The 15,147-nt window shown below is 40.1% G+C and carries 17 protein-coding genes; 8 read left to right on the top strand and 9 right to left on the bottom strand.

What is annotated here, in order from left to right; all coding sequences use genetic code 11:
* The 7 genes from GKR61_RS08125 to GKR61_RS08155 form a co-directional block, all read right to left on the bottom strand.
* On the bottom strand, positions 1-644 hold a 644-nt coding region (locus tag GKR61_RS08125; protein WP_230083140.1), incomplete at its 3' end, for a fimbrial biogenesis chaperone.
* Positions 645-657: 13 nt separating this feature from the next.
* Complete coding sequence (locus tag GKR61_RS17945; protein WP_108479723.1) at positions 658-1,236, bottom strand: fimbrial protein; 579 nt, start codon at positions 1,234-1,236, stop codon at positions 658-660.
* A 21-nt stretch (positions 1,237-1,257) separates the two neighbouring features.
* A complete protein-coding gene (locus GKR61_RS17950; protein WP_154599752.1) occupies positions 1,258-1,836 on the bottom strand; it encodes a fimbrial protein in 579 nt (192 codons plus the stop codon).
* 22 nt (positions 1,837-1,858) lie between these two features.
* Positions 1,859-2,350: a fimbrial protein gene (locus GKR61_RS08140; protein WP_230083141.1), complete on the bottom strand. Its 492-nt coding sequence runs from the start codon at positions 2,348-2,350 to the stop codon at positions 1,859-1,861.
* Positions 2,351-2,393: 43 nt separating this feature from the next.
* On the bottom strand, positions 2,394-3,119 hold the full coding sequence (locus GKR61_RS08145) for a fimbrial biogenesis chaperone (protein ID WP_154639720.1): 726 nt from the start codon (positions 3,117-3,119) through the stop codon (positions 2,394-2,396).
* Between the two features lie 84 nt (positions 3,120-3,203).
* Positions 3,204-3,743, bottom strand: coding sequence for a hypothetical protein (locus GKR61_RS08150; protein ID WP_036983819.1), 540 nt, complete (start codon positions 3,741-3,743; stop codon positions 3,204-3,206).
* Positions 3,744-4,125: 382 nt separating this feature from the next.
* Positions 4,126-4,587 carry a helix-turn-helix domain-containing protein gene (locus tag GKR61_RS08155; protein WP_230082482.1) on the bottom strand — a complete coding sequence of 154 codons (462 nt, stop codon included), beginning with the start codon at positions 4,585-4,587 and terminating at the stop codon, positions 4,126-4,128.
* A 618-nt stretch (positions 4,588-5,205) separates the two neighbouring features.
* Here GKR61_RS08155 and GKR61_RS08160 point away from each other — a divergent pair.
* Positions 5,206-5,745 carry a DUF2058 domain-containing protein gene (locus GKR61_RS08160; RefSeq protein ID WP_036950360.1) on the top strand — a complete coding sequence of 180 codons (540 nt, stop codon included), beginning with the start codon at positions 5,206-5,208 and terminating at the stop codon, positions 5,743-5,745.
* Between the two features lie 4 nt (positions 5,746-5,749).
* Here the strand turns inward: GKR61_RS08160 and GKR61_RS08165 are convergent, their stop codons facing one another.
* On the bottom strand, positions 5,750-6,448 hold the full coding sequence (locus tag GKR61_RS08165; protein ID WP_036950362.1) for an RluA family pseudouridine synthase: 699 nt from the start codon (positions 6,446-6,448) through the stop codon (positions 5,750-5,752).
* 159 nt (positions 6,449-6,607) lie between these two features.
* Between GKR61_RS08165 and GKR61_RS08170 the strand changes: the two genes are divergently transcribed.
* From GKR61_RS08170 to GKR61_RS08200, 7 genes are all read left to right on the top strand, one after another.
* Positions 6,608-7,090, top strand: coding sequence for a cold-shock protein (locus tag GKR61_RS08170; protein WP_181477794.1), 483 nt, complete (start codon positions 6,608-6,610; stop codon positions 7,088-7,090).
* A 732-nt stretch (positions 7,091-7,822) separates the two neighbouring features.
* Positions 7,823-8,143, top strand: coding sequence for a helix-turn-helix domain-containing protein (locus GKR61_RS08175; RefSeq protein WP_036950366.1), 321 nt, complete (start codon positions 7,823-7,825; stop codon positions 8,141-8,143).
* A gap of 163 nt (positions 8,144-8,306) precedes the next feature.
* The gene (gene ecpA / locus GKR61_RS08180) at positions 8,307-8,915 is read left to right on the top strand and encodes a common pilus major fimbrillin subunit EcpA (protein ID WP_108478643.1); all 609 of its coding nucleotides are present in this window, start codon (positions 8,307-8,309) and stop codon (positions 8,913-8,915) included.
* Between the two features lie 95 nt (positions 8,916-9,010).
* Complete coding sequence (locus tag GKR61_RS08185) at positions 9,011-9,694, top strand: hypothetical protein (protein ID WP_036950370.1); 684 nt, start codon at positions 9,011-9,013, stop codon at positions 9,692-9,694.
* Between the two features lie 19 nt (positions 9,695-9,713).
* Positions 9,714-12,209, top strand: coding sequence for a TcfC E-set like domain-containing protein (locus GKR61_RS08190; protein ID WP_154599827.1), 2,496 nt, complete (start codon positions 9,714-9,716; stop codon positions 12,207-12,209).
* Positions 12,210-12,234: 25 nt separating this feature from the next.
* Positions 12,235-13,851, top strand: coding sequence for a fimbrial protein (locus GKR61_RS08195; RefSeq protein ID WP_108478645.1), 1,617 nt, complete (start codon positions 12,235-12,237; stop codon positions 13,849-13,851).
* A gap of 69 nt (positions 13,852-13,920) precedes the next feature.
* Positions 13,921-14,598, top strand: coding sequence for a fimbrial protein (locus GKR61_RS08200; protein WP_154599828.1), 678 nt, complete (start codon positions 13,921-13,923; stop codon positions 14,596-14,598).
* Between the two features lie 6 nt (positions 14,599-14,604).
* On the opposite strand, the gene GKR61_RS08205 is transcribed toward GKR61_RS08200, so the two are convergent.
* Positions 14,605-15,141, bottom strand: coding sequence for a fimbrial protein (locus GKR61_RS08205; RefSeq protein ID WP_108478647.1), 537 nt, complete (start codon positions 15,139-15,141; stop codon positions 14,605-14,607).
* Positions 15,142-15,147 lie beyond the last annotated feature (6 nt).

The raw sequence follows: 15,147 nt of genomic DNA on the forward strand, positions 1-15,147 counted from the left end.
TGGGTGGAGAAGGGGGCAATCATAGGGTCCAGTTCTCGTACATCAATGGGGTGCTGATCCACACTCAATTGTGCCAAGGTTATGTAATACGGCGTTGGGTTACTGACTTCGAGCTGTTGACCTTGCTGGCGAAAAACCAGTTGGCTTGAGGCGGTTTCGACGCTCATGGGTAACCCTTTCGGGCGATAAAACAGTTTGATAACGTTGCGGATCCCCACCGAAACTTGCGCACTGGTCATCTCACCTTCGGGGGCATTCGCTTTTGTGGTGGAAGGGATCGCTAATAAGCTTAAATAAAACACGGATTCTCGGTCTGTCGGCAGCTCTGCGGTACCATTACGCACAATGAGCAGCGTATTTTGGCTCTCTTTTTCTAAGCGAGACATGGGTGGTGTCACAATAAACGGGGGCGCGGGTTTGTGGGCATTCCCCTCTGGCGTATTGAGGACGTCAGCTTTGATTAAGTAGACCTGCGGGCTGCTGTTTTTAATAGCAATTCTGGCATTTGGGTTTGCCGCATCGAACACGACACGCGTTTGAGCCAAGCGTAAACCGCCTTCAGTAGCGGAAGCCAAGGCTGAAAAAACACCCCATATCAATACAATAATAAGCGTGTGAGAGTAAGAAAAACGATTCGAAAACATACTGATTACCCAATTAGTCATATACGAAGCTAAACGTGACGGTTGCGATAAGTTCACCGTTTTGCAAATTGTCACTGGCCGTGCAGGTGCCGCAGGCAAGCACAGCAGTAAAATCAAGCGAGCTGTTTAATCTTGCGACATCGCTGGTTCCATCCGATGGCCATGTCTTGATGGTGATCACCTCATTGCCGGGTTTCGCAGTATTGTCATTGGCATTAAAAAGCGTATTTCCGGGGGTGGATAGCCTGACGCCATAGCCTTTTGCGGTGCTGGATGCATCGGCATACAGCGATTCATTGTTATCTGCGGTGAACGTGTTCCCTTTGACCGCAATTCTGGGTGTTAAAAAATAGCCCTGGCACCCTGAGAGGGTTAACGTGAATCCGCTACGTTGCGGATTTTTCAGAATTTCATCGTAGGGCAGTGGTGCGCCATTGTTATACGTGACGGTATTTGGCACCGTCACATCGCAGCTACCACCATAAAAAAAGGCGGAAAAGGAGAGGGTGGTTGAGGCACTGCCTGCCTGTAATTCACTGGCTGGTAATAGCAACCCTACAATCACGCTAAAGAAAGACAGTTTTCGTATCATTGTTATTAACGGCCTTCAAAATCAGTGATAGAAAAAATTAAATGTTAATGAGGCGGTTAACTCGCCGCCTTGTAAGTTATTGGCAGTACAGGTTCCACAACTGACGGTTGCCTTCAGTGGGATGGTTCCATTCAATGTGCTGGCAAAGGTTTTATTCCATTCTTTGGTGGTGAGAGCCGTGATTTTTTTATCCGTTGCCAGGTTGTCACTACCTTCGAAGTTAGTATTGCCAGCCGTCGACAATAAAATGCCATAGCCTGTACTGGTGCTGCCGGGACTCACAAACAGCGCTTCACCGGAGGCACTATCGGTGTCCCCTTCGAGGGTTATCGAGGGGGTTAACCCGTAACCTTTACAGCCAAGAATGGTGAGGTCAAAGGTTTCGCTGATATCACTGGTGGTGATCTCTTCAGCAGGAATAAGATCCCCGTTACGAATCGAAACAGTTGAGGGCGCGGTAATTTGGCAGCCACCACCGACAATGCTGGCACTGATTTTAGTGGTGGCCGAGGTTGCCGCTATCGCGGATTGCCCCAGACTTGCCGCATACAATGCAGTGGGGATGAGCAGGGAATAGAGTGACTTTTGAGTCAGTGTCATGATGATTTCCTATTTTTAGGTCTTACTGAAAAATAAGGTTAAACGTCAATGAGGCTGAGAATTCACCAGGAATGGCTTCCCCATCCACGGGCCCCACTAAACCCACGAGAAAAGTCTCTTCAGTTTGGTGATGGTTCTCTTTGGTCAGTGGCGTTAAGGCAATCTGTTCACCGCGTTTAAAGGCTTTGCTTGTGTCATAAAAATCACTCAGGGAGAGCGGCGTGCCATCACTGAGGCGTAACATAAACCCTGTGCTATTTGGGGTTCCATCCAAGAAAATGGTGCTTTCGTTATAGGGGGTATTTCCCTGTAACGTAATCTTGGGGGTGAGATTTCCCGTTTTATCCACACAGATAAATTGCGCTTTCAAGGGCTTAATTTGATGTGTGGTTATCGCGCCTTGAAAATCGGATGTGCGCATCGGGGTAAATTGCAATGAGTTGGGAATGCGAATTTCGCACCCAACATCATCGGTAATGAGCGCTCTAATCTCGGTATTCTCCGCCTGTGCCATGTGCCATCCGTTAAGCAATATGACAAAAGAAGCAATAAGTAATTTATTGAATTTGCGCATGAAACTCGTCCTTTCCGCCATAGTCATTAATGGCTTTCCATTCAACCGAGCCTTGTCGTTGAACATGGGAATAGGTGATGCTGCTAAACGGCGCAATCATGTTATTTCCCTTTTTGGTACTCAGAGAAACGGGCTTATTGGCAATTTTTACGCTGTCTAAGGTGATGTAGTACGGGGACGGATTGGACACTTGAACCCCATTATTTACACTCGAAAATTTCAGCGATTTCATGGCTTGTGGCTGGGTCATGCCTAACTGATTCGGGCGATAAAACAGCTTAATGATGTTTCCCGTCGACACTTGTACGGCACCATCAATATGATTTTGTGGGGCATTCAATCCTTTTTCGCTGGTCGGCATGGCGATGGTACGAAAATAAAAAACAGATTCTTTATCTTGCGGGAGCGCCACACTGTTTTTCATTATACGGACTTGATTGGTCGACCCTTTTTCTAAGCGGAATAAGGAGGGCGTCACCACAAAAGGGGTTTCTCCTTGATCGCCATAGGGGTCACGCAACATTTGTGTTTTGACCAGATAAGGCGTGAGTGACTGGCTTGAACTGGTAATCCCTACGCTTTTTCCGGTGGTGTTATCACTTTCTGAAAAGATAATTCGAGTGGTATCGATAGCGATCCCGGCTATCGATGAACCTGATAGCAATAGCAAGCCACCGCAGATCCCTTGCATTAGTCGGTTATTTCGCATTTGTCTATCCTCATAGTTTTCGTGGCAGAATATAGGTAAGACGGAGCCCGCCTTACCTCAATCGACTGAGTTAATTAAATCGAATTAGTCAACGATATAAGCCACTAAGATGGGTGCGCTGTAGGAACCTGCTTCAGGTGCATCTGTTGTTGTTGCCATACCAACTTTGAAGGTGTATTGCGCGTCAGTATTTTCTGCACCAATACCAAATGCGATTTTTTCGCCATTAGTGACAGTTTTATTCGCTTCGTTTTCAATCATAAAACCAACGGTTTTCGAATCGTCAGAAACAAAGAGGTTACGTTCGTTGTTACCTACGGAAGTAATCCCTTGAATGATCAAGTTGCCCTTTTCACCCTTGGTGCAACCGACTAAAGTCACTGGCATATCAACGGTTGTAGAGGACATTGCATTGACTGCGGTAAAGTCTGAACCTGCACCCACAGAGGTTTTTAAGACACCCACGTTTAAGACTGATTTACCGCCATTGATGGTGACATCACAGGTGGTGTTGGTTAGGATCCCTTGCAGAGTCACTTCTGCAGAAGGTGCTGCCATTGCATTTAAACTTACACAGGAAGCGCCAGCAAATAATGTTGTTAACGCTAATTTTTTAAAAGCCATATTGAAATTCCTTTATATATAAAAAACGAAATAAAACATACTTCAAGAAATCTGTGAAAGTGGTGATATCTTTACCCACATTCACAGTAAAAACAGATGCGCTCATTAAACTAACAGCAAGCGCATCTACAATGATTTTTCACTGATTTAATTTCTTTAATAAAAAAACAATAAATAGCTTTAAATAAAGCTATTCTAGAAGTATTGATTAAAACAAATGGAAAATACCCATATGGAGTGGGTTTTTAAAATTGTTTTTTTATAGATTAAAAAACATTAATTTCAATTAATTATTTTTTTAATTGAGAATGAATGATAATAAGTTTTAATTTAAGTGATTTTAAATTAAACGCTAAATTTAGTGTTATTAATTCACTGTTATTTATTTTGAAATTAGAGCGCCATGTTGCTCAAATAATAAATTAAACTCATCGTAAAGCTCTGGTTCCTTGGCTTCTATGCGTTCAGAAACAAAGAAGAAGAACGATTCTAAAGATACACCCAAATAATGAAGTAAAAGACATAAGGTAGATAAAGTTATTTCACAGATACCATTTTCATAGCGTGAAATTTGTTGTTGGGAAACTCCAATGAGTGAGCCTAATTGTCTACCTGATAATAATTTTTTCCTTCTTAAGCTTGCAATTTCATCTGCGATAGCTTGAGAAAATGATTCTGTAATTCTCTCTATTTTTTTCAAACTCATCATAAACCTTAAATAAGAATCAATTTCAAAACATATTAAATAAAACAAATGCGTAAGCACATATCTGTTTTTATTTTTAAACAAATTAAGAGTAAAAAACAATAGGGTGAAATTTGACAATATTTCCAACCAAAGCATGATTTACACATTATCCTCAATGTGAGTTTGTTAAAATAAATAAATTACAAAAGGTTACGATATCCTTACTCGTAATATGGCTTAATGCGGCTTAATATGGTAGCGATAAATTCTATTATAATTCTTTTTTTGTAGGTAATTTTAGATTTATATGTCGTTAAAAATATATTTTCATAGTTACATTTTAAAAAATCAAAGAATATGAATGCATAACAATGAGGAATATAAAAATAACAATAAAATTCAGATGTATAGGCTATGCATTATTCAAGACATGCTTAGTAACAATTATGAATTCAAAAAATGAAATATACAAAATATGTCGAAATGTTATTTCGATTACATTTAATGACATTGAATTTGACTTAAGTTGTTGATGTTTGTGATTCAGATCACTTTAAGATGTATTGAAAATGACACATTCATTTAAGACGCGGGTTTTATTTATGGGGTTGAAACAAATTCAGATTATTGTTGGTCATACCGACATTTTTTGATGGGAATTGATGACATGATGTTTCCATCACTCATCAAGCAAGAATCGCAAAAGTAACCGAAAAGAAATCGAATTTGCAGGTATAATCTCTCCAATTTCATTCAACAGGCTTAGATACCCACATGGCAAAACTTACCTTACAAGAGCAAATGCTCCAAGCGGGACTCGTCACCAGTAAAAAAATGGCGAAAGTACAGCGCACAGCGAAGAAATCACGCGTGCAGGCTAGAGAAGCCAGAGAAGCGGTAGAAGAGAATAAAAAAGCGCAGCTTGAGCGCGATAAGCAACTGAGCGATCAACAAAAACAAGCGGCACTGACGAAAGAGTATAAAGCTCAGGTGAAGCAGCTGATTGAGATGAACAAAATTGACGTGGCGAAAGGCGATATCAGCTTTAACTTCACAGATAATAACCTCATCAAGCAAGTGACCGTCGACAAAACAACACAAAACCAACTTATTAGCGGCCGTCTCGCTATTGCGCGTTTAGCGACTGACAATCCAGAAATGAGCACTTACGCAATTATTCCTGCGAGTGTGGCGGATAAAATCGCTCAACGTGATGAAAGCAGCATCGTATTAAATAACGCCTTGAGTCAGGAAGAGCAGGATGAAGACGATCCGTACGCAGATTTTAAAATTCCTGACGATTTAATGTGGTAGTTGTTTAGAACGGGCTTTTGCTGCGTGCGTGAATGGATTTTCCAGTTATCGGATGAATAAAATTCAATTCACTGGCATGCAGCATCAGTCTCGGCGCAGGTTCAATATCTGCAAGCAGTAAGCCTCCATACAGATCGCATCCCAAAATAGGATGACCGAAAAGTTGGCTGTGAATGCGCAGCTGATGGGTTCGTCCTGTTTCTGGGATAAATTTCACCCTCGTCAGTGGCAACTTACGTCCATCGTCTAGCTCACGATAAAACCGCTCAATTACCTGATAATTGGAACGTGCCGGTTTACCGTGAGTCACGCAAATCGACATTCGGGGAAATAAAGCCGGATCTTTGGCTATCGGCGCATCTATCACACCATGATCATTTTCCACATGCCCACACAGTAACGCACTGTAGGCTTTCGTCACGGTTCGCTGGCTAAACTGTCGGCATAACTCTGCATTTATGGCTTTATTGCGAGCCACGACCATGACACCAGAAGTACCAAAATCAAGGCGGTGCACTAGGGTGCATTCAGGGAACAATTGAACGAGCCGGTAATGTACTGAATCGAGATTTTGTGGATTCTTTCCAGAGAGGCTCAGTAGCCCTGAAGGTTTATTGATAATAATAAGGTGCTCATCCTGCTCAATGATTTCAATGTCATCATGGCAAGGGGGCGCAATAAAGGTATCAATAATCGTCGACATCAGGTTATCCAGATAAAAAGTGGCTATGGATAATACCCAATTTTGCGCTATCTGACGATAATGTTATTGGGTGTGTAAAACTAAAGGCGTAGTCTGGGCAGGCATTGTGTTTTATACTGCGCGCTGTGAAATTGAGTCAATATAGAAGGTGGTATGGCAATGAACGGAACAATCACAACGTGGTTTGAAGATAAAGGTTTTGGGTTTCTCAAAGATGAAAACGGGGATAACCGTTATTTTCATGTGATTAAAGTTGCCAACCCAGAACTGATTAAAAAAGGGGCGGCGGTTACGTTTGAGCCAACCACAAATAATAAAGGTTTATCCGCCTTTGCGGTTAAAGTGATCCCTGAAAGCAAATATATCTATATTGCTGGTGAGCGCATTAAGCTGACGGCTATCAAATCATTCCGTATCTATTATGAAGATGTTCCGGCAGATACACGTATTGATAAAGAAAATACCGTGTTATCGATTGGTGCATTAATGAACAGCATTAAACCTAAAACGAATATTAAGCCGGGGGCAACTCGAGCACTGAAAAAGCTAATTATTGAAACCCAGCATGGAACAACATTAACGTTCTCTGAAGATGAGATTGACGTGGATGAAACCATGAAACAGCTTAAAGGTGTTAAATAGCTTTCGACTGAACTAAAAAATCCTCCAACTCCATTGCCTCTCATTTAGAGGCAATGCTTTTCCAGCACTATTTGCGATACCCTTTCCTAAATTTGAATAAAAAATCAACAAATGATCTAAAAAGAGAATATTTTTAATAAGCAAACGCTACATATTAAGCAAGATGTATTAATATATGCGCGAACTGCATTCTGATACGTCCAATTTATAGCGCCTTTATGGCATACAATCTGGATTGTAAATATTATGATGCGAGTTGGTTGTTGTTAAGTTGGTAATCTAAATGAAAATTATTGCGGAATAACGAATTAAGCTGTAGAAATATATTTTTATATTGGTATATTACTCATCTCATGAGTTTTTTATTTTGCAAAAAACAATTTAGCTGTTTCAAATTGTAATTTGTTGTAATAAATGATGTATTTTATCTCGTTTTTATAGGGTTTTACTCCTCCCACGTAAATTTTATTTTAAAAAAATAAAAAATATATTAAATAAATTGAACAACGCTTTATTTAATATATATCAGTTAGTTAATTCTGCTTATCATATTAGGTGTACTCGCACTCGTTGTATTTTAATAAAGCCCGACGATCAATAAATTACTATTTGATAGGTGATACCTATCAAAATAATCTTGTTCGATCGGTATAAACGTTTTTACTCTTATTTTAATGTATTTATTATTAATGGAAATTAAATAAATTGTTTCTTTATATTGGAGTGTGGTTAATGAAATCTAATATAATTAGTGGTCAGGTGGGAGCTTTTTTAAGAAAATCACGTAAAGAAAAGAACATGACGGGAAAGCAACTGGCGAAATTAATAGGAATCAGCCAGCAACAGATATCAAGATATGAAATGGGAATCACTGCGATTACTTTAGATCAGCTAGATGTTTTTTTAAATATTCTAGATAAACGATGGGTCGATGTCATTAAATATGTCGAAAAAGATACTGACTCTGAAAAAAGAATGGGTAATAAAGGAAGTGCGAGTAAATATATTTCCTGGGGAAATTACTCAACAAAAACCATCATAAATAACTGCTAATTTTTCCTCTTAAATTAGAAATAAAATAATCAGTTAATTCTGGTTATTTTATTAAGCATATTCTCTGGGAAATTCGATTGTTTTTTATAAAACACACAATGAATGTGTTTTTTATGCTATGCAATTAAATTTTTCTTCATGGATATTAAATAGAGAGAACAACATGTTAAATAAAAAAATGGCATCTGTTTTGCTATCAACAATTATTGCTGCTTCCTTTGCTACAGTTGCTAATGCTGACACTCGTACTGCTCAAGCGACAGCAACATGGCAAGCGACCGCAATTAAAGATACGACAAGTATGCTGGTTGTTACGCCATTAAAAAGCTTAACATTTAACTATGCAGAAGGTCAGAAAAGCTTTAACCAACAAAATGGCGCATTTGATATCGCTATTCAAGGTCAATCAGGTGCAACAGATTTTAAATTAGCATCAAAAATCATTTCTAACACTTTAGCGAGAACAACAGATGATTCTAAATTAACTGTTGGCGTTAAATGGAATGGTGAAGATCTGAATAAAACGACTGACACTGTGTTAATCGATACTTCAAAAGGCTTAACATCAGGTTTAGATAACTTAGCTGCAGATGGTATCTACAATGGTTCAGAGCGTGCAACTGACCGTGGTGAGTTCACCTTCGTTATCGCTAGCGCGGAAGCGGCTGGTGCAGCGACAGACTTCAAAGCACTGACCGACGGTTCATGGGATGGTGATGTTAAAGTTCAGTTCACTGCAACTTGGGATGGTACTTTCACACCAGCTCCTTAATTGATTATTTACGCTTAGTGAATAACTAATTTTCACGATAAAGATACTATAGGGAAATATTATCTTTATCGTTATCTTTTTTAAAATTAATAATTATGAAAAAAATAACACTAGCATTAGCTTTATTATCTATTCTCCCACTAAAAATGAGCTTGGCGGTTAATGTAGGTAATATTACTGAAATCATATCGTCAGATGAAGACTCATTAGCAAAAGAAATTGAAAATACAGTTAATACGGCAAGGCTCGTTAATTTAACTATCGAGAAAATAGATTCGCCACTTGAGAATGGAAAAGTCATTCCCGTTACGGATCCGAACGAAATATTATCAACCCCCGCTAATCTGATTTTGCCGGGGCAAGCAAAAGATGTTTTTAAAATTATTTATCAAGGTCCCAAAGACGATAAAGAACGTTATTACCGATTAAATTGGAAAGATGACCCTATTGGCGAAAGCGGTGTAACAAAAAGTGCAAAATCTGCCTCAGCGACAACGTCAGCGACCATTAGCACCATCTTGGTTGTTGCACCAAGGATTGAAAAATTTAATTACCAATATGCAAACTCTCAAGTTTCCAATATAGGGAATAGTTCATTTCGTGTGGTGGCATCAGGGCCATGTTTACCTGAAAAACAAAAATATAGCGTGGATGGTATTTGTCGTGAACGTTATTACCTCATGCCACATTTAGCTGTGAAACTACAGTTTGTCGATCTTAATAATAAAAAATCTAGCGTAGGTATTTGGCACAAAGGAGATTTCATTGTCGTCAAATAATTAATAACGGACTTTAATCATGCGTAAGAGTGTTATTGCTTTATCAATATTAAGCATTTTTTTTTCAAACACCATTCATGCTAGTGAGATGAAGAGTATTAAAATTGGTGGTTACATTATTCCTCCGGCATTTGTGAGTGCATTGGAAGAAGGAATGTCTGTGCCTGTTTTTCTACGATTAAGTGATGATGCTAAAAAAAACCAAAGCGAAGATAAAATCGCGGATGCAGTTATTGTCATTGACCAAGGTAAAATTAAGTTATCGAGTATTCACCTCATTGACAGTACGCAAGGTCCACAACTGAATAGTTTGTTAGTTGATAAAATTGAAAATAAACAAGATGCCATTTTTGATGATAACAATGGTATTGTTATCGACAATAATGCAGTGCTGAAATTAAATATTTCGTCATTCAATTTATCATTAGATGTTGATAAATCTGCATTTACACCGAAAACTCACGCAAGGCATTCTGTATTAGGTGATTCATCCGTTAATTCACTTTCAGCAGTGGCAAACTATGATTTAGGTGTATTCCAAAGTCAGGTAAAAAATGCAAAAAATAGCTCCAGTAGCTATTTCAATTTAGACGCGTTATTTGCCGCAGCAGAGCACCATTTTAATATTAATGCATCGGCTTATAGCATCGGTAAATCCAATGCAAGTGTTGAATTATACCGAGCGATGTATGAGCGTGACTTTAATGGGCTGCGTGTCGCATTGGGTTTAATGAGTACGTGGAATTTACAATCCATTGCGAGCTTAACTGCGTTGAGTAGCAGCAAAATTTATGCGGTCACTATCGGGAATAACTCCGCGAGTGTGGTCAATAATAAACAGCAGTCACTGACCCCTATTTATGCCTTCTTAAATAGCCCTGGCGAAGTTCGTATTTATCGTCAAGGTAAGCTTCTTAACATCCAAAACTTCCCAATGGGTAACTTTGAGGTAGACACCAGTACACTGCCTTTTGGTATTTATGACGTCACTATCGAAACGGTTGTTGATGGGAAAGTGGTCACCACTCAAAATCAAACCATCAATAAATCCTTAGGGGCAATCGGAGGAAACTTCGACAAACTGAATTGGGAAATGTACGGGGGTTATGTTGATTTCGATAAAAGGAATTATGTCCGTGGTGAAGATCGTCATAGCCAAGCTCCAGAGAAAAGTTATTTAGCGGGCGCGTCATTCGCCTATAACTTCCCCGTGCTGTCGGGGATACGCTTCCAGATGTCAAACTATGGTTTTGATAAATTCCTAGTTCAAGAAACGAGCATCAACGCGTCGATTAATAACTACATTTCGGTTTCTTGGCAGGGCATGCTGGAAAACCACGGCAGCCATCGCAACATTGGGACAATTTCTGTCAGTATTCCTGAAGGCTATGGTTCCTTTTGGGCATCACGAGAGCGAACGGTGGTCGAAGGGGATTTACCGCTTTACGATGCGGATAACTATTCCTATGGCGCAACAGTTAACTTCGACAAGATTATTGATAGGGCGGGTTCATTCACGATCAGTAATACCAAAGACCGTCGCGTAGGCAGTGATTCAATTAACTACGAATATGCAAATACGCTGTTTTCTGGACGCTATGGAACAGTTGGACTCAGAGCCGGTGTGCAGCGTTATCACTATGACAATCAAAACAGTACCAACGAAAAATATGTGAATCTGGATTTCTCATTACCGCTGTCTACGTGGTTAAGCACGGGCGTTTCTTCCACGAACGGCAATATGAAAGCCAATATTTATGCCAACAAGAGTTTTGAAAACTCGCCGATCACCAATGCGGGAATTTCAGTCTCTAAGTTAGTGCGTGACAAAGATAATGGCGAATCAGATTTTTCGACGCTGGCTTACGCCTCTTATGACATGAAATATAACTCGGGTACCGTCACGATTAACCGACCGGATAGCGACCGACTGAATGGTAACTTAACCTCTCGCGGATCGGTGGCTTACAGCAATGGAATGATCACACCAAGCGGCAATCAAGGAAAATCAGGGGTAATTATTAATTCTGAGATTCAAGGCGCCGGTAGCATGGTGGCGAAGGTGAATGGGCAAAACTACCCAATCAGCGGAAAAAATACCTTTATTCCATTGTCACCGTATTCAGATTACGACATCCAGTTAATGAATGACGGGAAATCAAAAGACAGTTTTGACATTGTCTCTGGACGCAATAAATCCGTCACGCTGTATCCCGGCAATATCGCGTTTTATCAACCTGAGGTTCGTCAGTTGGTCACGGTGTTTGGACGGCTTAAATCACCAGATGGTGAATACATAAAATATGCCTCGATTCGTAACCATATAGGGCGAACAAAAACCGATAAAAATGGGGAGTTCTCCATGGACGTTGATGTGCGCTATCCCGTAATTTCGTTATTGCAAGAAGATGAGAAAACGATCTGCGAAGCCGATTTAAACCTACAAGGCGCACGCGGTGCTTTATGGGTCGGTGAGGTGACTTGTGAGCCTCAAGAAGCATTAGCAAAACGCTAACTCTCAATTTTAAGGTTAATAAAACATGCGAGTATTATCGACATCAGCACTCTGTTTTTCACTGGCGGTACTCACGTCAAATGCATTGGCAGCGACAGCACCATTGCAGGAATACGTCATTGTTGAGAACCAGATTGATAACGAATTTTTTATCGTTGCCAACAGGGTTGACCCTCGCTTTTCTGGATCCAACGTTTTTACTAAATATCAACGAAATAGCCAATTAAGCTTAGGCTATATGGGGTATACCGGTACCCCTTTTAGCTCGACCTATAATATAGGGGATATTTGGCTAGAAAACTCCCCTGTAAACCAACCATTTGTGGGGAACCGTTGTATGACAAACAACCGAAATTGTCCTGCGACATCCTATTGGTCAGCTCAACAACTTCGGGATAATGGTGCATATAAAATTCAGCAAACAGGAACACCAGGAGAGTCCGGATACTCTAGACCCATTTTTTCTGAATCATTTTACCGTTGGATTGCAGAATTACCGCCGGGAACCGAATACACGTTTGATTTAAGAACTTGTACGAGTCGAGATGATTATGACCTGAGTAATTCGACCTGTATGACCAGCGGCGGGCGAACCTCGACTCAGCAGCATTATATTCCAACGAATAAAAAGGGAAATATTATCCTGAAGGGAACGGGGGCTTTGCAGGAAGTCTTCGTGGATAGTAACGGCAACCCAACGGTTGGGTTGGGCTCAAACTTCTGTACTACGGGAATTGTTGGAAACGTTTCTGGCGTTATTTGTCAGCTCGTTGAATTGGAAACGAAAGGTTCATCGATCAGTGGGTCATTTACCGTCCGTATGTATATCGATCACCAAAAATTGGGTCTGACGGCGGCGCCTAGAGCTGCATTAATCCAATATAAAGGGAGTAACAGTACCCGTTGGACTAACTGGTCATCAACCACCAATATGTCGGAAATATTTAATAACGGCTCGAATTTTATTGAAGTGTTCCTATCGAATACATATTTGAAATCCATTGTTGATGCGTCTCCTAACTCGAGCGTGACCTTGGCGGATAGTGTTTATACGTTTGCTTTTCAATCTCCACTGCCTCAATCAGGGTTCTATGAGTTTACTCCATCGAACTATCTGATTATTAAACCTCGAGATTATGGGATCAGTATTATCCCTGCCGACTTTAACCCGAATCAATCGAAAACCGGGAAAGTGGGTAATGAAGAGCCGCCAATTGAATTTAATTATATTGTGACGACCAGCGGACCAAGGCAGGCAGATTCAATCACCGCCAAAGTGGAAGGTCCAAGCACCACGCTAAAAGGGCAATCGTACTGCTTATTTAGCTCAAATGATGACAAATTCAAAGTGCCATTTTCAGCGTATTTGTCATTTAAAAATCACACGGGAAGCTTAGAGTCTTACCGAGCCAGTTGCGATAGCAATGAAATTTCCCTCAAAAATGCGCTATGGGAAGAGACGCCGTGGGCAAGACCAAATGAAGATTTAGGTTCCTTTTATCGAACCAATTTAGACCTGCTATTCCCAATGAATGAGGCGAATTCTTTCTTCACGTTAGATGGCATTGATTGGCTAGGGACAGTCTCAGCAAGCGGAACGGTGACAGTAAAAGCCATCTGGACAGGGCCCGATATTCAATAAATTAATCCATTTTTTAGGCGACTCATTCAGTATTCAGTCGCCTTATTCTTCAGCGCTAACAGGTTAATTATGAAACTCAATTCTTTGCTGAAATTCTTATTACTATGCACACTGTTTTCGTTTAATGCTAGCGTTCATGCGCTTTACATTAATTCGGATATCTCTTCGATGGAGTCCGATAAAGAATTTTTTTCTAAGCCCTATATTAACGATACGAAAAAGACCAATTTATATAATTTTAGCGCGTATCAAATTGATAAACCGGGCAGCCATGAACAAGGGCGAGCCATTCATAATGGGGAAATTATCTTTACCCCACTGAAGAAAATTTTATTACCAGGAGAGCAGGAATTCTTTAAAATTTTTTATCGCGGAACCGCGGATAACCAAGAGCGCTATTACAAAATCATCATTAGTGAAACGCCGCTTGAAATGCAAAATGATCATGAGGAACGTAAACAGCCGCTGTTTTACCCAACGGTCAGTTTAGAAACGTACTTCGTCGTGAGACCCAAACAGCCTGATTTTAAATATACGCTCGACCAAAATGCAGGCATTTTGAAAAACACGGGGAATACCTACTTTAGAGTGCTTTTGCATAACAATTGTGATGCAGAGGATGATACTGAGCCTTACGTCCTTTACTTGCTACCTAATCAAACGTATCAAGATGCACGTTTAACCAAGAAAAGTCGCAAGTACATTGTGATTTTTGATAAATATTACGCCGTAGGTAACTGTGAGTAATCGTTATTATTTGTAGAGCGCACTAATAATAACGCTGCTTTTCATGATACCTTTTTCGACACTTGGTGATTGAGCATATGGCTTGGCAAAAAAGCTAATATCAAATTGGTTATTACCATTAGCACTGAATCGTTGGTTTTTTCCAGATAAATCAATAGGACTCTTATCCATCCAAGATAAATAAATTCCAACACCAGATAAGTTGGTTTTCAACTCACCACCAACACCATTATTCAGAGCCCCTTGAGCACCAGGATAAACTTTAATATCTATGTTATTAGGCTTAAAGCCACTTTTATTGCAATCCACAATAAATTGCGTTTTTACAGCAGGTTGTTTTCCTGCAAGTAAATCGGTTTCATTGATCACATCGAAATCGACAATTTTATTGAAGCCTTTCCCATCATTAATATCGCAAGTGATATTGACGATATCTAGCGAGATGCTCAGAACCGTGTCGGGTAAAATTTCATCGGCAACGGTATGCAAAGGGTAGCCACTCATCAGCATGAAAAGAAAGCAGAAGGGAAGTGTTTTATTCATCAATTC

Origin of the sequence: Providencia sp. wls1916, assembly GCF_009706585.1 — a bacterium.
Taxonomy (GTDB): domain Bacteria; phylum Pseudomonadota; class Gammaproteobacteria; order Enterobacterales; family Enterobacteriaceae; genus Providencia; species Providencia lanzhouensis.